Here is a 15101-nt window from a genome sequence, read left to right as displayed (position 1 = left end):
AAATATAATACACATTGATGAAAAATGAATTTCAAGGACATCCATATTGGTAAGTTTATTGAAATTAAGGTTACAGAATGTGGGATGGAAATTTCCCACATCTGTAATTATTTTAATTTGAAAGAAGAAGATATATACAAAATGTTCAGCTCGTCGCATATAGACTGTACTGTTCTGCTGAACTGGAGTAAACTTCTTAATTATGACTTCTTTAGACTTTATACTCAGCATTTAATATTTTACGCGCCTCCGTCTTCAAATCTGAAACCACAGTCACAGACTAAACATAAAGTATTGAAATCAAACTTCAGAAAAAATATTTATACTCAGGAAATTATTGATTTTATTCTCGAATTGATGGAAGAAAAGAAACTGTCAAGACATGAAATCTACGAAAAATATAAAATTCCAAGCACAACACTATACAAATGGATATCAAAGAGAAAAAAATAAAGAAAACAACTCCGGACTATAAACAGATATATCAGGATCTTATTACAATGAAATATCCTGAAAAACTTCAGCAGTGCGAACATATACTCAGAAAAGAAGAGCTGGGTTTTCTGGATGTTTTAGAAGTTAATAATATTTTAAAACCCAATAAGGCAGATCAGAATTTAAAATCATATGATAAATCTACCATTTTAAAAATTCTGGATTATCAGAAAAAAAATAATTTAAACAATACTGAACTGGCTATTAAGTTTAAAATGAGCAGAAATACAGTGGGAAAATGGAAAAAAATATTCTTCTGAATTAATCTGAATAAGAGATCGGAAGATAACCTTTATCTTGTAATTCTCTTAAATCCTTAATCTGACTTAAATAACAATCAGAAAGAAGATAAATTTCATCTGAAACATCTAAAACTTCCTTATAGCGATGATCTGAAATAATAATTCCTTTCTGTCGCGATTGATCCTTAATCATCTTCTGAATTTCAACAATCATTTTTGGAGATAAAGCGTTAAAAGGTTCATCCAGAAGAATAAACTTTGAATCGGAATATAAAATTAAAAGAACCTCAATAATTTTCTTCTCACCGCCGGAAAGACTTCCAGAAGTATCATTTAAAAAAGGTTTTAACAAATCTGATCCAATGAGCTGATCTGCATTTTCTTTATTACAGAAAAGTGAGATCAGTTTTTTAATTTTTACACCCCTTGGAAGAAAAGAATGCTGAGGTAAATAAGCAATCCTTCCTTTCCTGTCCATTTGGTTTTGTAAAATTTTATCATCCACTCTTACAAACTGAGAATCGCCTTTCTCTGTTCCGAAAATAATTTTTAAAAGAGTAGATTTTCCCGTACCGTTTCTTCCCAGCAATCCGATAATCTTTCCTGTTTCACAACCCATGTAGGTATCTCTCAGAATTTTCTTTTCGTTAAAAGATTTTGTAACACTGTCAACATGCAATTTGCTCATATCAATTTTGTAATCACATTAACAATTACCCCTGCTGAAAAAGTGAAGATCCAAAGAAAAACTTTTGAAAACCCGAAATTGGCAAAGAAAAAATATTCATTTTTAAATCTTAATTCATAAATCAGATAATGAAAAGCCGGAAAAAATACCAAAAAACACAATCCGAAATTGTCAGCCGTAAAACCAAGTAGGGCATTCATCAACAAAGAAAATAGAACAGCAGGAATCAATAATTTTACATAGAAAATCCATAGAATCCTTATATTTTTAACCATATATCTGTTTAAACTAATTTTGAATTCAACCAAAGTTACATCAATTGATTATAAAGCTTTTACTAAAATATCTTAAGCTCTCAAAAGAATAAAAATCTGAAATTTTTTAGAAACTGATAACCAAATATCGTTAAATTTTCTCCGGATCTTTTTTTGACAAAAACAGATAAGAATAGATTCCAAAGAAAACAAAAACAACTGAAAATACAGCGGCAGCAATATAAAAAGCATCTCCGAAACTGTACGCAATATTTATTTTTCCATCCATTCCCATTCCTGTGGTATGTTCCATATCTTCCATTTTAGCTTTAAAACTCAGATAAAATCCTAAAAACCCAAGAAGTCCGGTTAAAGAAACCCCAAGATGATAAAGATACTTGTTTCGTATGGTTTTCATCAGTTGCACAGCAATTCCCGCAATCGCCATTAGAAAAGAAAGAATAACAAACGGATTTGGCGAAATATCACCTTTGTCACTTTCTTCCTGAGAATCATCTGATGACGTTGAATGATCTTCCTGATTGCTTACGGAAGATGCATAAGGAGAACTTTTTTTAATGCTTTCTCTCATTCTTTCGTCCATTTTTTGCTTAGAAACTCCCGTTATCAGATCAGTTCCCTTTACAGACATCAAAGTAACATTGCCACATTTCACAAGGAAAAAGGGAAATAAAAAACAAAGGATAATTACAGTATAGCTCGGTATCGGCAGAAAGTCGGACAGCATTTTTAAGTTCTTCATAAATTATTGTTTGGGGTAAAAATATAAAATTTAAAATAAAAGAGCGTCCTGAACAGACGCTCTCATGAGATATTTTGTAAGTACATTACTCTTTTCTGAGTTTTGCTTTTACATTGTTTTCTGTAATCATTCTTCGTAATCCGGTAATCTCATCCTTCGTAAAATACTTTTTCGGGACCATATTCATTGTCTGTGCGCTTTGGTAGATCAGAAACCATTCTTTATTTTCCTTCACTTTATAAACCGTATTCCATGCAAATTCTGCATCAAAAGTTTCTCCTTCTGTACGGATTTTCTCTTCCGTAAAAATATATGTAATATTTTCCTGAATCTTTTTATTGGAGCTGAAAGCAAATTTCAGCCGTAAAAAAGACCGGATCACGATAAACAGAAACATAATTCCAAGCCACATTGAAGCTGAAAGCAAAATTTCCTGTTCAGAATTGCCATCTGCAAACAGTTTTACAATAAAGAAAAGCACAATCAGCAAAGGAAAAGCAATAAGCCTTATTAAAGAACTTTTGAGATGAAACATCAGAAAATCCTTAAAACTGATATGAGTTTTTACCGTTATCATTTAAATTCTTTCCAGTTCGTCTGCGTCAATCGTAGTTTTGAATGTTCCGTAATTCACGATCACTTTATTTCGCGAAATCTTTTCAATCGTTCCCACACTCGTGCTGCCGGAAATACGGACACGTTGCCCGACTTTCATCCAAAGAGCGCGGTCGGTTTTGCGTTTTTCCTCCAGTTTTTCATTGGTTTCCGTAATTTTTTCAATCACTTCTTCCTTTTTAAGCTGTTGGGTAATCTTTCTTTTTACAACCTGAAGACGTTTAGATTCATCTTTATCCGCACCCAGTTTTCTGAATTTTTCCTGCTCAAGAATTTTTACAAAATCTTTTACCACATCTTTTCTGGATTTTCCTTTTACATAGCTGTCGATAAAAGCCTCAATTTTGTTCCCGAACTGCAGTTTACGGTGCTCTTCTTCATATAATTTCTGGAAATTGAATAGCTTCTGCTGAAGCTGTTCATTCAGTTTCTGAAGGTTATCGCGCTTATCTTCTACAGATTCCTTTCTTTCGGCAAGATCGGTTTTAAGCTTTTCCACTTCATATTTTTCCTGCTGAAGTTTTACAATCGTTTTATCCAGATTTACAATATCATGTTCCACCTTTTTCTTGGCAGAATGAATAATGAATCTCGGGATTTTATTCTTTTCCGCCACCTCAAAAGTAAATGAACTTCCCGCTTGTCCCACTTCCAGTTTGTACATCGGTTCCAGCGTTTCTTCATTGAATAGCATTGCGGCATTCTGGGCATTCGGAAGCTGTTCTACAACAAGTTTAATATTGGTGTAGTGCGTCGTAATGATCGCAAAACTTTTTTTGTCATAGAAAAACTCAAGGAAACTTTCTGCTAACGCACCTCCCAGTTCAGGATCGGAACCTGTACCGAATTCATCGATTAGTAAAAGCGTATTCGCTTCAGCTTCACGAATGATTCCCGACATTTTCTTCAATCTTGATGAATACGTCGAAAGGTGATTTTCAATCGACTGATTATCCCCAATATCGGTCATGATCTTATCAAAGAAAAACATTTCCGATTTTGGATGGGTTGGAACCAGAATTCCGCTCTGGATCATCAGTTGAAGCAAACCAACTGTTTTCAGCGTAATGGATTTTCCTCCCGCATTCGGTCCGGAAATACAGATGATTCTGTTGTGTTCCGTTAAACTCAGCGTTTGAGGATAGATCGTTTTATTTTCCGCTTTATTTCTTAAAAACAGCAAAGGATGGAATGCTTCTCTTAATCTTAACGTTTTATGGCGGTTGATTTTTGGTAAAACACCATTGATGAGTTCTGCAAATTTAGCCTTCGCTCTCGTTAAATCAAGATCGAAAATATACTTCTGATATCTCCAGAGCTGAGGTTGGAATTCCGCCAGTTCTGCGGTAAGCTGTCTTAAAATCTTATCAATTTCCTTTTTCTCTTCCTCCTCACTTTCACGAAGTTTGAAATAATGCTTTACTACGGAATCCGGCTGAATATAAGTGATGGAACCTGTTTTTGAAAGTCCTAAAACCCTTCCCGGAACTCTTCTTTTGAATCCCGATTTTACCGCTAAAACTCTTTGGTCATCAATAATCGTTTCGCGGATATCATCCAGAAAATCACTCTGTCCATAAGTCGTTAACGCACGGTTGAAGTTTTCCTGAATCGCTTTTTTCGCGTGCTGAATTTCACTTCTTAATCCTTTTAAAACAGGAGAAGCTTCGCTTTTAACCTCACCGAAACGGTTGAACACTTTATCAACTTTATCAATAATCTCTTTTCTGAATTCCAGAACAGAAACATCTTCCATGAGAGTAGGGAAGGTTTCCGGCATGGTCGGGAAGAACTTCTGCAGTTTCCCGATTTGCTCCGTGATGGTTTTGATTTTGATGAAAGCGCTGTTTTCCAGGCGGTAATTTTCGATCAGCATAAGCTTCAGCTCACTTTCGATATCTTCATATTCATCAAACGGAATTGCATTTGAACTTTCAAAACTCGAAAGATATTCGGAAGTTTTTTTCAATGAAAGTTCTGCCTCGTCTATTTCCATCGGACGAAGTTGAAGAATTTTTTCTCTTGTTTTCGGAGAATACGCAAAGGGAGAAATTTCCGCGAGCAATTGCGGAAACTCTAATTCGTTTAAATCTTCTTTATTTATATACACAGTGCAAAGATAATTAATTTGAAAATGAAATAATTTGAGAATTTGAAAATGATTTATTGATTTGATCTCTTTTATTAATATAAGCTTCGGCAAGTCCAGTTTGATATTTTGTAACGCTTAGATTGTATTCAGGATGTTATCTTTTTGTAAAGCTTTTCTCAAATCATTAATGTGCTGTATAATTAGATAAATGTTTGATTTTAATTTTAAAACCTCACAGGTTTCCGAAACCTGTGAGGTTTAGCATTGTTTAACAACTAAATTGAATTTTTGAATTTTAAAATTTCTTTTAGTAAAATTTTTCGTAATTTTTGTGATAGAAATTGATTAGTTTAATTACTAAATTTCTTTTAAAACCTGTGAGGTTTACCGCTATTTAACAATTAGATTTAATTTTTGGACTTTGGGTTGACTTTTCGAATAAAATTTTCGTGTTTTTTTTGGTCGAGACTAATAAGTTTAATTACTAAATTTATGTAAGTTTGAACTATGAAGCTAGAAACCGAAAGATTAATTCTCAAACCCATCGACGAAAGTTATACGGAAGACATTCTAAAGATCAGAAGCAATGAAACCATCAACCAGTTCGTACACCGAAATCCTCCTAAAAACAATTATGATGCGCTTCAGTTTATTTTAACCATTAAAGAAAATACCCGAAATCAGACATCTTTTTATTGGGGAATTTCGTTAAAAGACCACCCGAATCTGATTGGAACCATTTGTCTCTGGAATTTTTCCGAAGACCGGAAAGAAGCAGAAGTCGGTTATGAATTATTACCGGAGTATCACAGAAAAGGCATCATGTCGGAAGCTTTGGCTGCAGTCGTGGATTTTGCATTTAAAAATTTACATTTGCAGGAAATTGTTGCGATGACGCACAAACTCAACGAAAATTCAAAAGGACTTCTTTTGAAACATGATTTTGTATTGCAGGAGGATAGAAAGGATGAAGATTTTCCGGAGAATCTGGTTTTTAGTTTGAAGAAATAATTTTCTTTGTCATTTCGACGAAGGAGAAATCTTTTTTTATTTTAATCATTAAATTTGCGTTAGATTCTTCATTACGCTTTGCTTCATTCAGAATGACAGTTGGCGTAAAAATTGAATTTTTAAATTAATTCATTCTCAAATTTTCAAATTTAAAATATGACCTGGACAGAAATATTAGCCCCGATAAAAAATACAGAATACTTTACTAATTTATGGGAAAAAGTAAAGCAGGAATATGCAGCCACTAAAGTTTTTCCACCAAAAAATCAGATTTTCAGAGCGTTGGAAATTACGCCTTTTGAAGATATCGAAGTGGTGATCATAGGACAGGATCCTTATCATAATGATTATCAGGCAAATGGTCTGTGCTTTTCCGTTTCTGAACAGGTTGCCGCGCCGCCTTCTCTGAAAAATATTTTTATTGAATTAAAAGATGATTTGGGTGTTGAAAGAACTTCAAAAGAATTGGACGATTGGGGAAAACAAGGCGTTTTACTGTTGAATGCAACATTAACCGTTCGTGCGCATTCTCCGAATTCACACAAAGATTTGGGATGGGAAAAATTTACAAATTTCATCATCAAAGAAATTTCAGATAAAAAAGAAAACGTTGTTTTTGTTCTTTGGGGCGCTTTTGCACAAAAAAAAGCCGAACTCATCGATCCGGCTAAACATTTTATCTTAAAATCTGCGCATCCTTCTCCGTTTTCTGTGTACAGGGGATTTTTCGGAAGCAGACCTTTTTCAAAAATTAATGAATATCTTGTTTCAAAAGGGAAAAAGCCTATTTCATGGTAGGATTTTCTCCTCCTTTTTTAATGGTGATTCCTATTTTGTACTTTCCGTTCAAAGCCTTTGCTCCGTCTGCCGAAGCAGGATAAGGCTGAACATCCGTTAAAGAAATAGTATATCCGTTAAATGCAGCCGACTGATGATAGTTTCTGCCTTCATTGTCCATACTAGCTAAATTCAGAACCACCGGTCGGGTTGCAGTTCCCATTACTTCAACCTGTGCCACGGCAACACCTGCCCAAATGCAGTTTACATCTTTTGGGCAACGGCTGTCTTCAGAAATTCCTTTGAAAGTTACATTCATCTGATATTCTTCAAGGAATTTGTTTTCACCCTCGTTGAAATAGATCATTCCGCCATCTTTACTGGTTACTTTTGTAACGCCTGTTTTATCCGTGTTCACTTTTAATTTATTTTCTTTTTGAGCATTACAGTTCATTAAAAACAATGAGCCTAAACTCAGGATAAGCATTTTATGTAGCATAATTTTTTTATATAATATTAAGCATATCTAATAATACCACCAAAAACATTGCCACACCTACCACAAGACTGAAACCTGTTCCGTAAATAAATCCTATAAAAGCCCCTTTTGTTGATTTCAGGGCTTTATTCACATCCTTGCTGTCGTGAAGGAGTTCTCCGATAAACACTCCTGCAAACATTCCCACCAGAAAACCCAAAGGAATAGGTAAAAATATTCCGACAATGGTTCCGATAATCGAACCGATGCTTCCCCAACGCGTTCCCCCGTATTTCTGATTGGTTTTTGCCGGAATTACATAATTCAAAACTACAGAAGCTACCGTCAGAATTCCGAATGCCCAAACATAAATCATAGGAAGATCTGCATCTGTTCCGAATTTATAAATTAAAAGTCCGCAGATACTCAGCAATAAACCCGGCAAAACAGGAAGAAACGTTCCTAAAATCCCCAGAAACAAAAGAATAAGACAAAGGATATTAATTAATGTCGTGTCCATAATTTGAAATTTATTTGCAATATATAACAAAAGTGACTCCAAAAAGAGCCACTTTATATAGTAATGAAAAAAATATGATTAAAGATTCAGGATCACATACTGTAAAATCACACCCGCATTTCCGATGTTTCCTGCAGCATGATTATGGAAACTTGTATAATAGATATATCCGCTGTTTGAAGAACCAGAGCAAGAACCTACAGTTGCACCCAATGCAACAAGATAAGGAACCAAAGTCTGCGGAACCGAAATCGTGATCTGAATACTGCTTCCCGGAATAGTAATGCAAACCGGAACAAAAGTTGTGTTCGGAGCATTTCCAATAGGCGTTACCGGAATTCCTGTAGCTGTAAAATGATTCGTTCTCAGCATTAAAGCCTGATTAGAACCGTCTTTTACTAAAACTTCCCAGTAAGAAGGATCGTAATTTGTAATTTTTTGCCATGCTCCCATATCAAAATCAATATTAAGATTGTTGAAACCAAGTGCCGAAGACAATCCTGCGTTGCTTACCACAGCCGGAACAATGCCCGAATTTCCTGTGTTCGTAGAACAAAGTTTTGAATCGGGAACAAATCCTCCCGCTGGAGCGCAGCTTGAAGTATTGTCTGTACCACCCACTAAATAAGAAACATCCCAATCTGAAGCATAGATACTTCCGCCATTAGCAACGAAGATTGCAAGATTAGCATCAATTGCAGGGAAAAGAGCCTGATTGGTGGAATATTTTCTGGAGCCGCAGTTCAGAAAAATAATATCATACTGCGCTATAGCCGTTAAATTTGCAAGATCATTATTCGTGATTTCCGTTGCAGTATATCCTAAAGAAAGAATAATATCTTCAATTTTATCATACGAACCTTTTACATAAGCAATTTTAGCTACCTGATTCAGTTTGGTCTGAGACAGATCTAGCGTTAAAGTTTCGTTATTTTTTACATTTGCAGTAACTTCTGTCCGGAAATTGCTTCCATTCCCGGTCTGAATATGAATGGTATGATTACCGACCGGAGCGTCCAATGTAAAATTACCATCCGCATCGGAAGTAGTGTAGTAGATCTTATATTTGTCATCGAAAGTAAAAACGGATGCGCCACCAATGGCTTTGGCTCCGTTCTGTGACATTACTTTTCCGGAGATTTTTCCGGTTTTTACTGTATTATCAACCGTAGCTTCTGTAGATGGAGCATCTGAGCGACAGGAACCCACAGACAATAAGATAATAAAAATAAAAATGAGGTTTAGTTTTTTCATAAGTTTTAGCGTTTAATTACATCACTAAATTAACAATATTATTATTATAAATATCTTAATTTTAGAATAATTTTAAATAATCGTTAATTGAAATTGAAATATTTTATGAAAAATCCTTATTTAATCGATATTGAGTGAATTTAATTTTTTTACTAAATTTGTTAGAATGAATGATCAGTTACAGGAAACCAAAAATTTCATACAGGATTTAAGCGAACAGCTTTATTTATACATTACCAAAATTTCTCCGGCAGGTCTGGATTGGGTTTTTCATGCCTTTACAAAACTTGCGATTCTTGTTATTGTATTTTTGCTGATAGACTTTCTTGTAAAACCGGTAATCAATCTTATCTTCCGTTTTTTTCATAATGAAGAAAAATATCCCATCATAAAATCAATTTATCAGTCAAGAATAACAAATTCTGTTGCACATCTTTTTGCTTTGGCAATTGTACTGGGAATTCAGACCTCTATATTTCCGCCAAAAGCAATTCCCAGAACCAATATCTTTATTATACGTTCCATTAATTTAGGACTTGTATTAATTCTTGCCGGAATGCTCTATCGTGGTCTTACTGCTTTCAGAAATTATTTCGCCATTAAACAGGATTATTACAAAATTATGGCTTTGAATGCGATTTCTGAAACAATGAAAATTTTAGGAATCTTCATTTTTTCCATTGTAGGAATCTGTGTTATTTTCGGGATTAAAGGAGCTACCATTGTTGGAAGTTTAGGGGCAATTACAGCAGTTCTGGTACTGGTTTTCCGCGATACCATTCTCGGATTTGTAACCGGAATCCATGTTTCAACTTCTAAAAGTCTTAAAGTAGGAGACTGGATCAGTATTCCTAAATACAATATCGAAGGAAATATTTCAGACATTAGTCTTTTAACGACGAAGATCATGAATTTTGATAAAACCATTTCTTCAATTCCAACCTATGATCTTTTAACTACTGAGATTAAAAATCTTCAGGTGATGTCGGAATCCAACACCAGAAGAATTAAAAAATCAATCTACTTTAATATCAATTCCTTTAAATTTTTAACGGAAGAAGACATTGATCGTCTGAAAGACATTAATCTGATCTCAGAATATCTTGAAGGAAAAAGCATTGAGCTGAAAAAAGAAAAAGAAACTTTGAAGCACAGTGATAAAATAGTGAACGGAAGACAGCTTACTAATATTGGCGTTTTCAGATATTATGCAGAAAAATATCTCCAGAATGATCCCGATGTAGATCAGGATGGGGCAATGATGGTTCGTCAGTTGGATATTACTCCGCAAGGTCTGCCTTTAGAAATTTACTGTTTCGCCAATGATTCGCGTTGGGAACATTTTGAGCAGATTCAGGCAGATATTTTTGATCATTTACTCGTAGCTTCAAAGGAATTTGATCTTCAGGTGATGCAGATCAGTGTGAAGGTATAATGAAAGCTTATTATGTTAATGTAAAATTTCATGAAATAATAAACCCAATTTTAAGTTGGGTTTTTTTATTTTTGCAGTATGACAAAACTAAGTGTAAACATTAATAAAATTGCGACGCTGAGAAATGCAAGAGGAGGAGAAACACCCAGTGTAACGGAGGCAGCCGTAAAAATTCAGGAGTTTGGAGGACAGGGTATCACCATCCATCCAAGACCCGATGAAAGACACATCACAAGAAAAGATGTTTATGATCTGAAACCTTTGGTAACCACGGAATTCAATATCGAAGGAAATCCTCACCGTTCTTTTATCGATATGGTTCTTGAGGTAAAACCGGAACAGGTAACGCTGGTTCCCGATGCAGATGATGCCATTACTTCAAACGCCGGTTGGGACACCAAAAAACATCTTGATTTTCTGACGGAAATTATCGCAGAGTTTAAAAATGCAGGAATCCGTACTTCAATTTTCTTGGATCCGACTCCCGAACTGGTAGAATATGCTGCCAAAACAGGAACCGACAGAATTGAACTCTACACCGAAGCTTACGCTAAAAATTATACTTTAAATAAAGAAGCTGCCATAAAACCTTACTACGACACTGCGATTGTTGCTACAGATTTTGGATTGGGAATTAATGCCGGACACGATTTAAGTTTAGAAAATTTAAAATATTTTGCAGATACCATCCCGAATTTGCTTGAAGTTTCGATTGGTCATGCCTTGGTTTCCGAAGCATTATATATGGGGATGGAAAATACAGTTCAGGCTTATCTGAAGAGACTGGCAAAATGGTAAAAAGGCTGGAAGTTGGGTGTGTAAAGCCAAAGGTTTGATAAGTATTGTCTGAACTATCTGCTTCCGGAACCCACTTCTATCCTAAAAACAAAACGCATGGAAATTTTAAATTCAAAAATATTTGGCGAAAATCTTTCGTCTACACCGCTTTTGGTATTTCACGGTTTATTTGGAATGCTTGATAATTGGGGAACCTTCGGGAAAGATTTCGGAGAATTTGTACCGACTCACCTTATTGATCTCCGCAATCACGGGAGAAGTTTTCATTCCGATGAGATGTCTCACGACGATTTAGCAGATGATATTCTTCGGTATATGGATCATTACGGAATAGAAAAAGCTCATATTCTGGGGCATTCTTTAGGCGGAAAAGCAGTGATGCAGTTTGTTATTAAATATCCTGAAAAAGTGGAAAAGCTCATCGTTGTGGATATTTCTCCGAAAGCATATCCTCCACATCATCAAGGAATTATCAAAGCTTTGGAAACGGTAGACTTCAATACGGTAAATTCCAGAAATGATGTGGAAGCTGTTTTGAGCCAGTATATTCCTGAAAGATCAACCATACAATTCCTCACAAAAAATCTGTATTGGGATGATAATAAAAAACTCAACTGGAGATTTAACCTAAAAACTCTGTCTGAAAAATACAATCAGTTTGTTTCGAATGCCATTAAATTTGGCGTTTTTGATGGTGAAACGTTGTTTATTGCAGGCGAAAAATCAAATTATATTCTTCCTCAGGACAAATTTGCCATCAAACAGCAGTTCCCAAAAGCTCAGTTTTCAACGGTAAAAAACGCAGGACATTGGGTTCAGGCTGAAAATCCTGTCGATTTTGCTAAAATTGTCAAAGAATTTTTGAATATTATATAGCATAAAGTGTTTATTTTGATTGAATTGTTAAAGTTTTCTTAAATTTTGAATTTATTCTTCTTTGTGTGATATTTTTTAATATTTTAGTCGAAGCTAAATCACTAAATATTAACATCATGGAAAATAAGAAAAACAAAAAGCCGTTCTTCGCATCATTTTTAGAAAAACAAATCGCAGAACCGGAAAAAATCAAAGGAGGATCTGAAACTGTTGCCACAGCTCCGTTAAAAGATAATGTTACAACAGCGCTTCAGGACAGCATTACAAAACCTTCCAATGATAATGTTACCATGAAATATCCTTCCGATGGCGATGAAGGAGGTACAGAAATCTAAAAACGAACAACCCAAAATAAAACAACTATGAAAAACAAAGATTCAAAGAAGAAGCCATTTTTTGCTTCATTTTTAGAGAAACAATTACAGGATCCTGAAAAAATTAAAGGAGGAGCAAATGTAACAATTGCTTCGCAGGATACGGTTACAAAACCTGCTGTAGATACTGTGACAAAGCCAATCTATGATATGGCGCAGACAATGAAATATCCTTCTGATGGGGATGATGATTCTCCATCGATTTAATGGATTTTTATCTCGATCACATTAAAAAAATCATACTAAAAGGAAACTTACACTCTAAGTTTCCTTTTTTAATAAAAATGGCAGATGATTCTTTGCATTACACATTCTCAGGATTTTTACAATATTGATATCTTTTTTGAATATTTAAAATCTAAAAATATTCCTTTTTTCAGACTAAATTCTGATAAAATAAATCATTATCAGAAAATAAGCATCAGCGAAAACTTTTTTGAATTAACCGATGAACTCGGAAATACCGTTAATTCAAATGAAATTAAAGCGGTGTGGCATAGAAAATCATGGGGAATTTCTGTTCCTGAGGAACTGGATGAAACCTACACAAAAATTTTTCTGAAAGAATATGCTGCTCTCAGATACAATCTTTTCACCTTGCTGGAAGAAATTCCGTGGATCAATCCGTTTGAAAATGAAAATAAGATTGATAGCAACAAAATGTATCAATTAAAGATCGCCCAAAAAAACAACCTTACTATTCCCGAAACTATTTTTTCGAACAATTCAGAACAAATAACTGAGTTTTTCCATCAGAAATGCAATGGAAAAATGGTGGCAAAACTTCATGGTGCGCTTTCAAAAACAATGAGCGGCGAAAATTTCCTTTCCACCAACATCATCGACGAAAATTCTCTCGAAAATATAGAAGACATAGAATACTGTCCCATGATTTTTCAGCCCTACATCGAAAAAGAATATGAATTGAGAATACTGTATCTTGAAGGAGAATTTTTTACCGGAAAAATCAATAACAGCGAAAACGCAGACTGGAGAATAGCCAACGAAAATTATTTTTGGTCAGAATACCATTTACCGGAACATATGAAGACCGGTCTTACCTCAATGATGAAAGATATGGGATTGTACATCGGAGCAATCGACATGATAAAAGGTAGAGATGGAAAATATTATTTCCTCGAAGTAAATCCGCAGGGAGAATGGGGAATGCTGCAAAAAGAACTTAATTTCCCGATTGCTGAAAAAATTGCCGATAACCTTATAAAAAGAATGAATACCAATGAATAAAATTTTAATAATTACCCATACAGGAGATAATTTTTCTATAGAAAAAGTAACAGAATATATTGCTGAGAACAATTGTGAAGTCATCCGTTTTGATGTAGATTTATACCCTTTGCAAAATAAATTATCTACCCGTTTTGAAGACGGAAAGTGGATCAGTATTTTAGAAACTCCAGAAAAAAAACATCGTTTAGACGATATTTCCGCAGTCTGGTACAGAAGAGCCTACAATATTGGATCTGGTCTGAAAGAAGAACTGGATTCTAAATTTTACGGAGCTGCGATGGGAGAGATCAGGACGACACTATTTGGATTTTTAGAGTCTATTGATGTTTATGCATTCGGAAAACCAAGTGTTTACAGAAGAGTAGACAGTAAGGAAGAACAGTTGAAAATAGCTCATAAAATTGGACTCAGGATTCCGGAATCCTGCCTTACCAACAATCCGGAAGAGGCAAAACAATTCATTGTAAAACATAAAAATGTGGTTGCCAAAATGCAGACAGGATTTGCCATTTATGAAGACGGTGTAGAAAGTGTGGTCTTCACCAATGTGGTAAAGGAAGATAAACTGAAAGAACTTGATACGCTTTTGTACTGTCCGATGCAGTTCCAGAAAAAAATTGAAAAGAAAAAAGAACTTAGAATCACCATTGTAGGAAGAGATGTTTATGCTTTCGAAATCGATTCTCAACAGTCGGAAGCTGCAAAAATAGACTGGAGAAAAGACGGAGTAAATCTTATTGATAAATGGATTCCGACGGAACTTCCGACAGACATCGAAGCAAAATTGCTGGAACTTTTAGACGTTTACAACATCGATTACGGAGCTATTGATATGATCGTTTCGCCCGAAGACGAATATTATTTCATTGAGATCAATTGTGCCGGAGAATTCTTCTGGCTGGATAATCTCACCGAAGGAAACCTTATTTCAAAAAGCATTGCTGATATTTTATGCGATAAAGCTCCAAGAAGAAACAATATGGTTTTGGTCTAAAATTCTTCTGACAAATGATAATACAGAAAACGGGCGAAAGTCCGTTTTTTTTTATTTATCTTCAGTTCGGGATAAGAAATGAATTTAAGTAATTGATTTATAGTATTATATTAACGTGAATTCGGAGAAAAACATGAGGTGCTTAATGTCTAAAATTAATATTTTAGAATTGAACAAATACTAA

Annotated in this window: 18 protein-coding genes; 11 read left to right on the top strand and 7 right to left on the bottom strand. The window is 34.7% G+C overall.

The window, feature by feature from the left end:
* Positions 1 to 24: 24 nt before the first annotated feature.
* Positions 25 to 453, top strand: coding sequence for a transposase (locus H6W52_RS09300; RefSeq protein ID WP_087709487.1), 429 nt, complete (start codon positions 25 to 27; stop codon positions 451 to 453).
* The gene (locus tag H6W52_RS09295) at positions 429 to 755 is read left to right on the top strand and encodes a helix-turn-helix domain-containing protein (protein ID WP_116097879.1); all 327 of its coding nucleotides are present in this window, start codon (positions 429 to 431) and stop codon (positions 753 to 755) included. The genes H6W52_RS09300 and H6W52_RS09295 overlap by 25 nt, the downstream gene beginning before the upstream one ends.
* Before the next feature lies 1 nt (position 756).
* On the opposite strand, the gene H6W52_RS09290 is transcribed toward H6W52_RS09295, so the two are convergent.
* The 4 genes from H6W52_RS09290 to H6W52_RS09275 form a co-directional block, all read right to left on the bottom strand.
* Positions 757 to 1425, bottom strand: a complete 669-nt coding sequence (locus H6W52_RS09290; protein ID WP_116097881.1) for an ATP-binding cassette domain-containing protein — start codon at positions 1423 to 1425, stop codon at positions 757 to 759.
* Positions 1426 to 1830: 405 nt separating this feature from the next.
* The gene (locus H6W52_RS09285; RefSeq protein ID WP_123891956.1) at positions 1831 to 2442 is read right to left on the bottom strand and encodes a hypothetical protein; all 612 of its coding nucleotides are present in this window, start codon (positions 2440 to 2442) and stop codon (positions 1831 to 1833) included.
* 85 nt (positions 2443 to 2527) lie between these two features.
* On the bottom strand, positions 2528 to 3019 hold the full coding sequence (locus H6W52_RS09280; protein ID WP_087709497.1) for a YcxB family protein: 492 nt from the start codon (positions 3017 to 3019) through the stop codon (positions 2528 to 2530).
* On the bottom strand, positions 3020 to 5167 hold the full coding sequence (locus H6W52_RS09275; protein WP_087709499.1) for an endonuclease MutS2: 2148 nt from the start codon (positions 5165 to 5167) through the stop codon (positions 3020 to 3022). It abuts the gene before it with no gap.
* Positions 5168 to 5656: 489 nt separating this feature from the next.
* Between H6W52_RS09275 and H6W52_RS09270 the strand changes: the two genes are divergently transcribed.
* Together H6W52_RS09270 and H6W52_RS09265 are read left to right on the top strand one after the other, a co-directional pair.
* Positions 5657 to 6160 carry a GNAT family N-acetyltransferase gene (locus tag H6W52_RS09270; RefSeq protein WP_116097887.1) on the top strand — a complete coding sequence of 168 codons (504 nt, stop codon included), beginning with the start codon at positions 5657 to 5659 and terminating at the stop codon, positions 6158 to 6160.
* Between the two features lie 156 nt (positions 6161 to 6316).
* Positions 6317 to 6958, top strand: coding sequence for a uracil-DNA glycosylase (locus H6W52_RS09265; protein WP_116097889.1), 642 nt, complete (start codon positions 6317 to 6319; stop codon positions 6956 to 6958).
* Here the strand turns inward: H6W52_RS09265 and H6W52_RS09260 are convergent.
* The 3 genes from H6W52_RS09260 to H6W52_RS09250 all read right to left on the bottom strand — a co-directional run bounded on the left by H6W52_RS09260 (position 6945) and on the right by H6W52_RS09250 (position 9189).
* Positions 6945 to 7436, bottom strand: a complete 492-nt coding sequence (locus H6W52_RS09260; protein WP_116097891.1) for a hypothetical protein — start codon at positions 7434 to 7436, stop codon at positions 6945 to 6947. The genes H6W52_RS09265 and H6W52_RS09260 overlap by 14 nt on opposite strands.
* A gap of 7 nt (positions 7437 to 7443) precedes the next feature.
* Entirely contained in the window at positions 7444 to 7935 is a 492-nt protein-coding gene (locus H6W52_RS09255; protein ID WP_116097893.1) for a DUF456 domain-containing protein, read from the bottom strand.
* 78 nt (positions 7936 to 8013) lie between these two features.
* A complete protein-coding gene (locus tag H6W52_RS09250) occupies positions 8014 to 9189 on the bottom strand; it encodes a carboxypeptidase-like regulatory domain-containing protein (protein WP_116097895.1) in 1176 nt (391 codons plus the stop codon).
* A gap of 166 nt (positions 9190 to 9355) precedes the next feature.
* Here H6W52_RS09250 and H6W52_RS09245 point away from each other — a divergent pair, with 166 nt between their 5' ends.
* The 7 genes from H6W52_RS09245 to H6W52_RS09215 all read left to right on the top strand — a co-directional run bounded on the left by H6W52_RS09245 (position 9356) and on the right by H6W52_RS09215 (position 14917).
* Complete coding sequence (locus H6W52_RS09245) at positions 9356 to 10624, top strand: mechanosensitive ion channel family protein (RefSeq protein ID WP_116097897.1); 1269 nt, start codon at positions 9356 to 9358, stop codon at positions 10622 to 10624.
* A gap of 78 nt (positions 10625 to 10702) precedes the next feature.
* Complete coding sequence (locus H6W52_RS09240) at positions 10703 to 11422, top strand: pyridoxine 5'-phosphate synthase (protein WP_116097899.1); 720 nt, start codon at positions 10703 to 10705, stop codon at positions 11420 to 11422.
* A gap of 96 nt (positions 11423 to 11518) precedes the next feature.
* Positions 11519 to 12298, top strand: coding sequence for an alpha/beta fold hydrolase (locus H6W52_RS09235; protein WP_116097901.1), 780 nt, complete (start codon positions 11519 to 11521; stop codon positions 12296 to 12298).
* Positions 12299 to 12414: 116 nt separating this feature from the next.
* Positions 12415 to 12633: a microviridin/marinostatin family tricyclic proteinase inhibitor gene (locus H6W52_RS09230; protein ID WP_087709515.1), complete on the top strand. Its 219-nt coding sequence runs from the start codon at positions 12415 to 12417 to the stop codon at positions 12631 to 12633.
* Positions 12634 to 12660: 27 nt separating this feature from the next.
* A complete protein-coding gene (locus H6W52_RS09225) occupies positions 12661 to 12879 on the top strand; it encodes a microviridin/marinostatin family tricyclic proteinase inhibitor (protein WP_087709517.1) in 219 nt (72 codons plus the stop codon).
* Positions 12880 to 12963: 84 nt separating this feature from the next.
* A complete protein-coding gene (locus H6W52_RS09220; protein WP_116097903.1) occupies positions 12964 to 13920 on the top strand; it encodes an MvdC/MvdD family ATP grasp protein in 957 nt (318 codons plus the stop codon).
* Positions 13913 to 14917 (top strand): MvdD family ATP-grasp ribosomal peptide maturase, encoded by a 1005-nt coding sequence (locus tag H6W52_RS09215; RefSeq protein ID WP_116097905.1) that lies wholly within the window; start codon positions 13913 to 13915, stop codon positions 14915 to 14917. The genes H6W52_RS09220 and H6W52_RS09215 overlap by 8 nt, the downstream gene beginning before the upstream one ends.
* The last annotated feature ends 184 nt before the right edge of the window (positions 14918 to 15101 follow it).

The organism is Chryseobacterium sp. C2(2020) (assembly GCF_014218915.1).
GTDB lineage: Bacteria > Bacteroidota > Bacteroidia > Flavobacteriales > Weeksellaceae > Chryseobacterium > Chryseobacterium mucoviscidosis.
Note: the sequence above shows the minus strand (reverse complement) of the source record. Positions and strands in the feature narration are given on the sequence as shown.